General features: G+C 44.1%; 9 protein-coding genes. 2 read left to right on the top strand and 7 right to left on the bottom strand.

What is annotated here, in order from left to right:
* Positions 1–156 precede the first annotated feature (156 nt).
* Positions 157–3,522 (top strand): preprotein translocase subunit SecA, encoded by a 3,366-nt coding sequence (secA, locus tag D0T51_RS03015; protein ID WP_163724975.1) that lies wholly within the window; start codon positions 157–159, stop codon positions 3,520–3,522.
* 180 nt (positions 3,523–3,702) lie between these two features.
* Positions 3,703–4,428, top strand: a complete 726-nt coding sequence (locus D0T51_RS03010) for a tetratricopeptide repeat protein (RefSeq protein WP_163724972.1) — start codon at positions 3,703–3,705, stop codon at positions 4,426–4,428.
* 83 nt (positions 4,429–4,511) lie between these two features.
* Here the strand turns inward: D0T51_RS03010 and rseP are convergent, their stop codons facing one another.
* The 7 genes from rseP to D0T51_RS02975 all read right to left on the bottom strand — a co-directional run bounded on the left by rseP (position 4,512) and on the right by D0T51_RS02975 (position 12,055).
* The gene (gene rseP, locus D0T51_RS03005) at positions 4,512–5,843 is read right to left on the bottom strand and encodes an RIP metalloprotease RseP (protein WP_163724968.1); all 1,332 of its coding nucleotides are present in this window, start codon (positions 5,841–5,843) and stop codon (positions 4,512–4,514) included.
* 21 nt (positions 5,844–5,864) lie between these two features.
* Positions 5,865–7,013 carry a 1-deoxy-D-xylulose-5-phosphate reductoisomerase gene (locus D0T51_RS03000; RefSeq protein WP_163724965.1) on the bottom strand — a complete coding sequence of 383 codons (1,149 nt, stop codon included), beginning with the start codon at positions 7,011–7,013 and terminating at the stop codon, positions 5,865–5,867.
* A 5-nt stretch (positions 7,014–7,018) separates the two neighbouring features.
* Complete coding sequence (locus D0T51_RS02995; protein WP_163724963.1) at positions 7,019–7,894, bottom strand: M23 family metallopeptidase; 876 nt, start codon at positions 7,892–7,894, stop codon at positions 7,019–7,021.
* A gap of 17 nt (positions 7,895–7,911) precedes the next feature.
* Positions 7,912–8,433, bottom strand: coding sequence for a ribosome maturation factor RimM (gene rimM / locus D0T51_RS02990; RefSeq protein ID WP_163724960.1), 522 nt, complete (start codon positions 8,431–8,433; stop codon positions 7,912–7,914).
* Positions 8,434–8,442: 9 nt separating this feature from the next.
* Positions 8,443–9,747 carry a UDP-N-acetylglucosamine 1-carboxyvinyltransferase gene (murA, locus tag D0T51_RS02985; protein WP_163724957.1) on the bottom strand — a complete coding sequence of 435 codons (1,305 nt, stop codon included), beginning with the start codon at positions 9,745–9,747 and terminating at the stop codon, positions 8,443–8,445.
* On the bottom strand, positions 9,744–10,364 hold the full coding sequence (locus D0T51_RS02980; protein WP_163724954.1) for a DUF4290 domain-containing protein: 621 nt from the start codon (positions 10,362–10,364) through the stop codon (positions 9,744–9,746). Before D0T51_RS02980 ends, murA begins: the two co-directional genes overlap by 4 nt.
* A 428-nt stretch (positions 10,365–10,792) precedes the next feature.
* The gene (locus D0T51_RS02975) at positions 10,793–12,055 is read right to left on the bottom strand and encodes a hypothetical protein (protein ID WP_373457000.1); all 1,263 of its coding nucleotides are present in this window, start codon (positions 12,053–12,055) and stop codon (positions 10,793–10,795) included.
* Position 12,056 lies beyond the last annotated feature (1 nt).

Below are 12,056 nucleotides of genomic sequence, written 5' to 3'. Positions count from 1 at the left end.
AAAAGGGGGAAAAAGGGAAGAATGCGTCATTCAATCCCTGACTCCGTCTCCCTTAATCACGAATAACAAGAATATAAACGTACGGCAAGAATACAATTCCATTTGACATTTCATTGTCAATTACCAATTGTCACTTGTCAATTAAATAAAAGAATTATGGGATTCAATGAATTTATGACCAAATTATTCGGCAATAAATCGCAACGGGACCTGAAAGAGATCACCCCGTATGTGAAGAAAATCCAAGCCGTTTATCCGTCTATTGCAGGTCTAAGCCACGATGAGTTACGTGCCAGGATAGATGATATCAAACAACGCATCCAGGATTATGTAGCCGACGAACGGGCTGCCGTAGCCCGCCTGCGCGAAGGCATAGACGAGAAAGAATTGGAAGAGCGGGAAACAATTTGGGCAGAAGTAGATAAAATAGAAAAAGAAATTACAGAAAAAATGGAGGTGATCCTCGAAGAGGTATTACCCGAAGTCTTTTCTATCGTTAAAGATACAGCACGCCGTTTCACCGAAAACGAAGAAATTGTGGTAACTGCCACTGACTTCGACCGTGACCTGGCTGCCAAACACGACTTCGTACGCATCGAAGACGATAAAGCTATTTACCTGAACCACTGGACAGCCGGAGGAGGTGAAATACACTGGGACATGATACATTACGATGTACAGCTGTTCGGAGGTGTTGTATTACACAAAGGTAAGATTGCCGAAATGGCTACCGGGGAAGGAAAAACCCTGGTTGCTACCCTGCCTGTCTTCCTCAATGCCCTGACACGAAACGGGGTACACGTAGTAACGGTGAACGACTACCTGTCTAAACGTGACTCGGAATGGATGGGACCATTGTATATGTTCCATGGATTGTCTGTTGATTGTATCGACAAACACCAACCCAACTCCGACGCCCGCCGGGCAGCGTATAATGCAGATATTACTTTCGGTACGAACAATGAGTTCGGCTTTGATTACCTGCGTGACAATATGGCTATCAGCCCCAATGATCTGGTACAACGCAAACACAATTATGCCATTGTCGATGAGGTCGACTCGGTATTGATTGACGATGCCCGTACTCCTTTGATCATTTCCGGACCTATCCCCCGCGGAGAAGAACAATTGTTTGAACAGTTCCGCCCCAATGTAGAGGTGGTTGTCAATGCTCAAAAGAACCTGGCCACTAAACTATTGACCGAAGCCAAACAAAAAATGGCCAGCGACGATAACAAAGTACAAGAAGAAGGTACACTCCTGCTTTATCGTTCTTTCAAAGGTTTCCCGCGCAACAAAGCCTTGATTAAATACCTGAGTGAACCGGGTATCAAATCGCAGATGCTCAAAACCGAAGCATTGTACATGGCAGAGAATATGCGCAATATGCACCTCGTTACCGATGATTTGTTCTTTGTGATTGATGAGAAGAACAACAGTATCGAGCTGACAGACAAAGGGATTGACCTGTTGACAGGTAATTCGGATGATCCTCATTTCTTTGTACTGCCGGATATTGCTGCCGAATTATCACAGTTGGAAAACGTGACGGGTACGGAAGAAGAAGTGCAAGCACAAAAAGATGAGATCCTGGCAAACTATTCCGTAAAAAGCGAACGCGTACATACAATCAACCAATTACTGAAAGCCTATACATTGTTTGAAAAAGATGATGAGTATGTGGTTATGGACAATAAGGTAATGATCGTTGACGAACAGACCGGACGTATTATGGATGGACGTCGTTACTCCGACGGACTGCACCAGGCGATTGAAGCCAAAGAACGGGTGAAGGTGGAAGCTGCCACCCAGACGTTTGCAACGATTACTTTACAGAATTACTTCCGTATGTACCACAAACTATCCGGTATGACCGGTACGGCTGAAACGGAAGCAGGCGAACTTTGGGACATCTACAAACTGGATGTTGTGGTTATTCCTACCAACCGCCCGATCGCCCGTAAAGATATGAACGACCGCATCTACAAAACGAAGCGGGAAAAATACAATGCGGTGATTGACGAGATCAGCGCTTTGGTGGAAGCCGGAAGACCGGTGCTTGTCGGTACAACTTCGGTGGAGATATCCGAATTGCTCAGCCGTATGTTGAATATGCGGAAGATACCTCACAATGTATTGAATGCGAAATTACACCAACGGGAAGCAGATATTGTAGCCCAGGCAGGACAAAAAGGCACCGTTACGATTGCAACCAATATGGCCGGTCGTGGTACCGACATCAAACTTTCTCCGGAGGTGAAAGCTGCTGGTGGTTTGGCGATCATCGGTACGGAACGTCACGAAAGCCGGCGCGTAGACCGTCAGTTAAGAGGACGTGCCGGACGTCAGGGAGACCCGGGTTCTTCGGTATTCTTTGTCTCTCTCGAAGATGACCTGATGCGTCTGTTCGCTTCTGAAAAGATAGCCGGATTAATGGACCGTATGGGATTCAAAGAAGGTGAAGTATTGGAACACAGCATGCTGAGCAAGTCGGTAGAACGGGCACAAAAGAAAGTGGAAGAAAACAACTTCGGTATCCGTAAACGTTTGCTCGAATACGATGATGTGATGAACTCACAACGTAACGTGATCTATACCCGCCGTCGACATGCGCTTATGGGAGAGCGTATCGGTATGGACGTATTGAATACCATCTACGATACTTCGACCTCCATTATCGAACAACATGCCGATGTGCATGACTTTGAAGGATTCAAACTGGAACTCTTCCGTACATTCGCAATGGAATCGCCTTTCACAGAAGAAGAATTCAAAAGTATAAAGTCTCCTGAGCTGATAGACAAACTTTTCGACGAGGTGTTGAAGACTTTCAAACGCCGGATGGAGCGGATGATACAGGTTGCCAATCCGGTAATTAAACAGGTATACGAAAATCAGGGAGCTATGTACGAAAACATTCTTATTCCGATCACAGACGGAAAACGGATGTATAATGTATCCTGCAACCTGAAAGAAGCCTACGATACGGAAAGTAAAGCGATTGCTAAATCTTTCCAGAAATCTATTGTATTGCATACCATCGACGAATCCTGGAAAGAACACTTACGCGAAATGGATGAATTACGCCATTCGGTTCAGAATGCCAGCTACGAGAACAAAGATCCGTTATTGATCTACAAACTGGAATCGTATACCCTCTTTAAAACGATGGTAGATATCATGAACAGAAAGAGTGCTGCCGTTTTGATGCGTGGACAGATACCGGTACGGGAAGAGCAACCGTCGGCCGAACAACAAGCTGCAGCAGCTGCCGCCTCCCGCCGTATTGCCGTGCAACAGGCAACACCGGAAAGACGCCAGGATATGAGCCGGTACCGGACAGAGAAAGCCGAAATAGGCGGAGGTAATCATGCACCGGTTAATCCAAATGCACCGGAACAAATGCAACAGCAACAACAAAGACTGGAACCGATTCGCACAGAAAAAAGAGTAGGACGTAACGATCCTTGCCCTTGTGGAAGCGGTAAGAAATATAAAGCTTGCCACGGCAAAGGTTTATAAAATAAAACCCACCAAAAGGCCTGTTTGAAATGCAAACAGGCCTTTTTTGTTTCTACTTCCGAAAAACTCATTGTTAACAAACAATTATTTACCTTTGGAAATCTAAATAAAAGCAAAAAACCTTGTTCGCTTTGAGCAGAGATACTACTTTTGGACATTATCAACTAAATTAATTTAATCATGAAGAAAATTGTTTTATTTGTATCGTTTTGCTTTTGTCTGGGAAGCCTATTTGCACAAGATGCTGACAAATTGCGAGATGAAGGTGACGCTGCCATTAAAGTAAAAAATTACGAAGAAGCATTAAGCAAATACAGCGAATACCTTAAACTGACAGATTACCAGGACGAAGCACGTATCTTCAACGCAGGATTCAGTGCAGACCAGGCAAAAAAATACGATGAGGCCGTTCGTTTCTTTGATATGTCTATCAAAAAAGGATACAAAGCAGAAAATGCATATGCAGGTAAAGCCAAGGCTTTACGCGATTTAAACAAATCAGAAGAATTCAGTGCAACAGTAGAAGAAGGTCTCAAAGCTTTCCCGGCAAATGCAAACTTAGAGAAGATGCAATATGGCTACTTCATGAAATTAGCACAAGCCAAACAAAAAAGCGGAGATGCGACTGAAGCGGAAAAACTGTTCAATGAAGTATTGAAAGTATCTAACAAAACCTATCAGGGCAATGCACTGTATAGCTTAGGTATCTTATATTATAACAAAGGAGCTAAAGTGTTACAGGCAGCAACGGCAGCAGCAGCAACAGATCCGGACAAATACGCTGCTGAAAAAAGCAAAGCGAGTGTAGACTTTAAAAAAGCCAAAGAATACCTGGAGCAAGCTAAAACCATCGGCAATGCCAACGCTCAAAAATCTTTAGATGCAGTCAATGAAGTGCTGAAATAAAAAAAACGGCAAGATTATAAAATCAAAAGGGGCTGTCCAGTTTTGGACAGCCCCTTTTGATATAAAATACGTTTTACGCGCTTTTACTTAAAGAAATACCGGATAAGATCATTCCCATTGGCAAAAAGAAGTAAGCCGAAAAGAATCAACATACCTGTTATCTGTGCATACTCCAGGAACTTATCACTCGGTTTGCGACGGGCAATAACTTCATACAATAAGAACATAACATGACCACCGTCCAATGCAGGTATAGGCAAGATATTCATAAACGCCAGAATAATGGATAGAAAAGCGGTCCTTTCCCAGAACATACGCCAGTTCCATTTGGCAGGAAATAAGCCTCCGATAGTACCGAATCCTCCCAGACTGGATGCTCCTTCTTTGGTGAATACATATTTCATATCATTCACATACCCTTTCAATGTATTAACACCCAGTTTGGCTCCGGCCGGAAAAGACTCGAAGAAACCATAGGACTTCGTCACCGTACCATACAATAAAGCGGTAGAAGTCTCCGCATATACCCCCATCTTACCGGCAGTATCCGTATGCAATACGGTAGATTCCAAAAGACCATTCCGGTAAAAACCTACTTGTATATCCGCATCTTTGTTTGCATTCAAAACCCGCATTACATCTTCAGACACAGGCGTTGCCTCACCATTAACAGAGACAATACTATCGCGTGCCATCAAGCCCGCTTTAGCCGCCGGAGAGTGCTCGTCGGCCAACTCCCGTATCACCATAGGGAAACGGTTGGGATCGGCAAAACCTTTTTTATCCCGCAATACCCGTTGCATCATATCCTCCGGCATAGGAATAACAACTTCTATACCGTCTCGAATCACTGTTACCGTTCGGGCTTCAACCACCTGGCGAAAACTATTCTCCCCAAAACGCTCCAATACCGTATCGTCCGCTTTCGTCAGTATATCTCCATCCCGAAAGCCTACGTCATGAAATGTTTCACTGTAATACATCCCATGTTTCATATTCTTAAGAGGTACATACGTATCTCCCCAGGTATATAAAATCATGGAATAGATAAAAAGCGCCAGGAGGAAATTAAATAAGACCCCGGCAATCATTATCATCAGTCGTTTTCCTGCTGATTTGGAACGGAACTCATAGGGTTGCGGCGGCAAGGCCATCTGCTCCTTATCCATACTCTCATCGATCATCCCGGAGATCTTACAATATCCGCCCAAGGGCAACCACCCCACACCGTACTCCGTATCACTGTTTTTCGGTTTATACCGGAAAAGGGCAAACCAAGCATCAAAAAACAGGTAAAACTTTTCCACACGTACCTTGTAGATACGGGCAAAAATAAAATGCCCGAACTCATGCACAAGCACCAATATCGATAAGCTTAATATAAGCTGTAATGCCTTAATCAAAAATGTCTCCATCTATTTTTATTCATTAAATATTTAAAATAAACCCATAGCTATCTGCCTGGCTTCTGTATCTGTCGCCACATAATCATCGTAATCGGGCGTTGCAATAAAAGTTGCTTTCTCCATTGTCTTCTCTATCACATCACTCATCTGCAAAAAACCGATCTTTTCCTGCAGGAAAGCGGCGACCACTACTTCATTGGCCGCATTCATGACACAAGGCAGATTGCCTCCTTTCCGTATGGATTCAAAAGCAAATGCCAGGTTTCTGAAACGTGTCATATCCGGCTCTTCAAAAGTAAGTGTGGCATACTGCTTGAAGTCCAACCGGGGAGCGGTACTCTTCAACCGCTGGGGATAAGAAAAGGCATAGGCTATCGGCAGTTTCATATCCGGAATACCCAATTGAGCCATAACAGCTCCATCCTGAAACTGAACCATCGAATGAATAATCGATTGCGGATGCACCACGACCTGTATCTGATCGGGTGAAACGCCAAACAACCATTTCGCCTCAATCATCTCAAAGCCTTTATTCATCATCGAAGCAGAATCAATCGTCACCTTTGCTCCCATCGTCCAGTTTGGGTGTTTCAATGCCTGTGTCTTTGTTACCAAAGCCAACTCTTCCAGCGACTTCGTGCGGAACGGTCCGCCGGAAGCTGTCAACACGATCTTCTCCACCGGATTCTCCCATTCGCCAGCCAAACACTGAAAAATAGCGGAATGCTCCGAATCAACCGGCAAGACAGGTACTTTATATTCAGCAGCCAGGGAGGTGATCAGTTCCCCTGCAACCACCAAGGTTTCTTTATTGGCCAAAGCAATCGCCTTACCGGCTTTTATGGCTGCGATTGTCGGTTTCAACCCGGAATATCCGACCATAGCAGTCAGTACCATATGAATCGGTTCCGACTGTACTACCTGGGCGATTGCTTCGGAACCGGCCCACACCTTTATGGGTAGATCTTCCAAAGCCTCTTTCAATTCCGGATATTTCTCTTCATTGGCAATAACCACTACCTCCGGCATGAATTTACGCGCCTGGTTGATAAGCAAATCAACCTGATTATTTGCTGTCAACGCATAAACCTCAAACAAATCGGCATGCTCGCTTACCACTTCCAATGCCTGGGTTCCAATAGAACCCGTAGAACCTAATATAGCTAATTGTCTTTTCATGGGAACTAAAACGCAATATATTCTGTAGGATTCACCGGCAATCCCCTGAACCAGAGCTCAAAATGAAGATGTGGTCCTGTAGATAATTTCCCGGTATTACCGACTAAAGCAATCGCTTCGCCAGCCACAACGGTATCGCCTATTTCTTTCAACAGCAACTCGTTGTGTTTATAAACGGATAAAAAACCATTCTTATGTTGTAACTGAATCACATTGCCAAAATTAGGATCATAACCGGTAAAGATAACCGTACCATCTAATGTAGCCAATACACTCTCATTCGGTGCCGACACCAGATCGATTCCATAATGATGTTTTTCCGGTTCAAAGGCAGCCGACACAATGCCATTTATCGGTTTGAAAAAGAAAACCCCATCGGCAGGAGCCGTATTGGAACTCAAACTATTCAGGTTATACTTTTCCTCTTCTTCGAAATTCTTTATAAAATCTTCTTCTCTTGCCGTACGCAGAATCACGTAGTTGGCATGTACATGTGCCAACGAATCGATCTCGCGGATAGAATCTATCGGAGTCGTTCCCGTTAATATGCCCGCTATATTATCGAGGTAAAGCGATTGAATGGCAATCATCCGTTCCAATGAATCCGCCCGAAGTGCATTCTGCACAATTTCTTTTCGCACCTCTACATCCAGATAACCGGGCAGGTAATTCCTCACAGGAGTCATTATAATAAAAAGAGAGGTTATGACAATCAATAGAAAAGCAAAAATAAACAAGACCAGAAGAGCTGAAAGCTGGGAAATCCGAAAAGACCAGACCTCTTCCAAGGTCCCTTCATTAAAAAAGGATAATTTATATTTGAAGCGTATCCGGTGCCAAAAAGACTTGCGGTTGCCTTTCTTTTTCTTCTTTTCTGCCATTTCTATCTATTCCTATTTCACAAATCCAACAAACCTTCCGGCAGGGACACCGTCATTTGTTTACGGGTATGATCCACCTCTGTAATCAATTCTTCTACGGCCGGGAACAAGAGTTCTTCTCCTTTGTAATCGACCTGCAAGAGTACATTTATCGTACTTTCATCCACCCCTTTAATGGGACCTAACAGACCATGAACAGAATCAGTCACCGTATAACCGATAAAACTATCCCACGTCATATCGCCCACTAAGTTCTCTTCCTCCACACCTTCCAGGGGATAATACACATCGCGGTTGACAAACTCCCGGGCTGCGTCTTCATTATCGACACATTCCAATTTCACCAATGTCACCGTATCACTTTTATACCTATATTCTTCGATAAAGAAAGGAACCAATATGCCATCCATATCGCATACGATATACGGTTCGTCCACCTCATCAAAAAGATCACTGGTCGTTACCAGAGAAAGTTCCCCTTTCACGCCATGTGGCTTCGCAAACCGACCGATTTTAAAAACATCCTCTTTCTTTATCATAACAACATATTATAGTCTGGTGATACGAGCCCCTATATTATTCAATCGTTTGTCTATATTCTGATAGCCCCGGTCTATCTGGTCGATATTATCAATACGGCTGGTACCTTCTGCACTCAGGGCGGCTATCAACATGGCAATCCCCGCACGAATATCCGGAGAAACCATCGTAGAACCGCGCAACCGGTAGCGATTGCCCAAACCGATCACTGTCGCACGATGCGGGTCACATAAGATGATCTGCGCTCCCATATCGATCAGTTTATCCACAAAAAAGAGCCGGCTCTCAAACATTTTTTGATGTATCAATACGCTTCCTACCGCCTGTGTGGCTACAACCAGAAAGACACTCAATAAATCCGGAGTCAATCCCGGCCAGGGAGCATCGGCAATTGTCATGATAGAGCCGTCAATAAAAGTATCTATCTGATAAGAATCATGGGAAGGAACATGAATATCATCTCCTATCTGTTCCACCGTAATACCTAAACGACGAAAAGAGTCGGGTATTATACCCAGGTGTTCATATCCTGTATTTTTAATGAGAATATCCGATCCGGTCATGGCGGCCATACCGATAAAACTACCCACCTCGATCATATCCGGCAGGATAGTATGCGTTGCTCCCCCTAAGGATTCTACCCCTTCGATGGTCAACAGGTTGGAACCGACACCCGAGATACGGGCACCCATACGGTTTAAGAGCGCACAAAGCTGTTGCAGGTAAGGTTCACAGGCCGCATTATAAATAGTGGTTGTCCCCTCGGCCAATACCGCCGCCATGACAATATTTGCCGTTCCGGTAACCGAAGCCTCGTCCAACAACATATAAGTGCCTTTTAGCTTCTTCGCTTCCACCTCGTATAACTGATGGTCTTCATCGTAATGGAAGCAGGCGCCCAACTTCTGGATCCCGACAAAATGGGTATCCAACCGCCGGCGACCGATTTTGTCACCTCCCGGCTTGGGGATCGATGCTTTTCCAAAACGCCCCACCAAAGGGCCTACAATCATAACCGAGCCACGAAGCGAAGCACTTTTGCGTACAAATTCTTCTGTATATAAATAGTCCAGATCGATGGCATCGGCCTGAAAAGTATACACATCCGCAGCCGGATGCTCTACCTTCACCTGCATATCACGCAACAACTGAATCAGATTATTTACATCTAAAATATCAGGTACATTATGTACCGTTACTTTTTCGGGAGTCAGGAGAACGGCACAGATAATCTGCAAAGCCTCATTCTTTGCTCCCTGGGGAACGATCTCTCCCGCTAATTTATATCCACCTTCTATGACAAATGAGCTCATCGACCTTTGCGCGAATAGTTTTTCTTGTTGTTGTTATTATTCGTGTTGTTATTATTGCGGGCAAGAATATCCCGGCTTTCCGTCAATTTATAGACTTCTTCGTCCAACACGATCTTTCCTTTAGACAATTCTTCCAGGTCTTTAAAGATTTTACGGTCGTCCACCGATTCTTTATTCCAGGTAAGGAAAGATTTTTTCATATGGTTAGCCAGGAGGTTGACCAGTTGTTTCTTTTCTTCACCTTCTTCTTCGAATCCGGTCGCTTTGTCAATCATCAACTCCAGCGTTTTTCCATAATGGCGATACCGAATGCGTGAATTGTTATAAGGAATACGGGGAGGGCGACTATGCAAATCTTCTTTTTTAATGATTTCATAAGGATAGTCGATATCCAGTTTGAAATCGGCCATGATAGCCAAATGATCCCATAGTATGTGTTTGAAATCGTTCACATCCCGTAAATGAGGAAACATATTCCCCATGATATTTATAATAGTGTCGGCACAACGCTTGCGTTCGGTTCTATCTTCAATAGCCAGACAATAGTCCACCATATTCTGAATATTACGGCCATACTCAGGCATTACCAACTTTTTTCCTTCTGTATTGTATTTCATTCTAATAAATATATTTATGTCGACAAATTTACAGATTATTATTGACTTGACCGTGCCTGCAGACAATAAAAAACGTTAGCACAATCCGATATCCGGGGATTACCGGAATCGCTTTCCCTAAAGCCAGAGCCAAGCCTTAGAATCAATATCATCCAACCCTTTCTCTACGTCTTCTCAACTTCACATTTATGCGGGAGGATCCTCTTTTTTTCGAGGGGTAATTCTATTGCCGATGGGCATCGGCAATATTGCTGAACACGTTCGACAATATTGCTGAACAGCATCGTCAATATTGCCGATGCCCATCGGCAACAGAATTGTCCTTACATGAACAATCCACTGACCCTGTGATCCGAGATCATTCCGAACGCTAAAGGAGAGCTTTGAAAAGGTTGAATTTCAAAGCTTTTTAAACACAGTACCGATACTTACTTAGTAAAACGTTTCAAAAGGAAAGAAGGATTCACCCGGACATACACTCCAAAAGAAAAACTGGTAGAACTTCCTACCGAACGAATCCCTGTTTGCGGATTATTTATCTTGCCGGACAATGTCTGGTAAACATCCAGATCGACTCCCAGCGAATAGCCTTTTCCCAAAACACGGGAATATTCCAATCCCAGATAAACCATTTCGGGCTTATCCAATGTTGCTCCTTCTTCCCGGGTGGATACTGCCCCATAAAAAGGAACACCCAACATGGATATAAACTGGTCACATTGCCAGTAAGAGGTTTTTATACGAAAGTCATATATATCAACCGAAGCCTTGGCATATACCCCATACCCGTTATCGAAAGGCCATATCTCACCCGCCTGCTGATAATAACCGGCGGCATCCAATTCCACATTGAGCTTTTTGAAAACCTTATGCCCCGTATTCCATACGGCTCCGACACCTACAGCCCCATTCATCAACGTCTGCACAGAAGCAACAGTCAGGGTGTCGATCTCCCCTCCCCGGTGCTGGGCCAATCCTTGCACGGGAATATACCAATGGAAACGGGAAGACGGGTCGTTACATTTTATACGGGAAGAAATCCCGACAGTAAACGCCTCCTGATGTGTATCGTTCCGGTAGATAAAACTTTCCCAGTTCAGCCAGGCGTCCCAATCAAAAATTCGGGAATTATAGAGAAGCTGCACACCCGCTTCCGGATCAGCCGTCAGATTGAGCTCGGGACTATACAAGGGTTCTATCAGATGGTGATTGGCTCCGCCGTAAATGTTCCCGATAACCAGATTCACTCGCTCCGACAAAGCCATTTGTGCGCGAAAATAAGGCAATATATGGGTTCCTTTTTGATATTGATTTCCTTTCCAACGCGGGATATCCATATAAGCCATACTCGGATATTTATTCGCTCCATGATAAAAAAGCATATGAAGTCCGGCTTCCAGTTTGATCGTAGGCAAAGGGTAATAAACCACCTTCGGTTGTACCCATAAACCGGGAAGGGAATAGCCTCTCGTGACAACCCCGGCATACTCATTGTTTTTAAAAAAACTGAGGTTATCCAATTCAACGGACAATTCTTTTTCTTTTTCCGGATGGATAGAATAATCTGTCTGATAAACACGTTCGGATAACTGGGCGTGAAGAGAAGAAAAAACAAGACCTAAAGCTCCCAGTAGTACCCCCTGACGAACGGTCTTTTTCCAATTAGTCCCCAATAAATGCATAGTTTTCATT

This window comes from Parabacteroides sp. 52, from assembly GCF_010500925.1.
Classification (GTDB): domain Bacteria; phylum Bacteroidota; class Bacteroidia; order Bacteroidales; family Tannerellaceae; genus QVMG01.
This window is presented reverse-complemented; position numbering and strand designations above follow the sequence as displayed.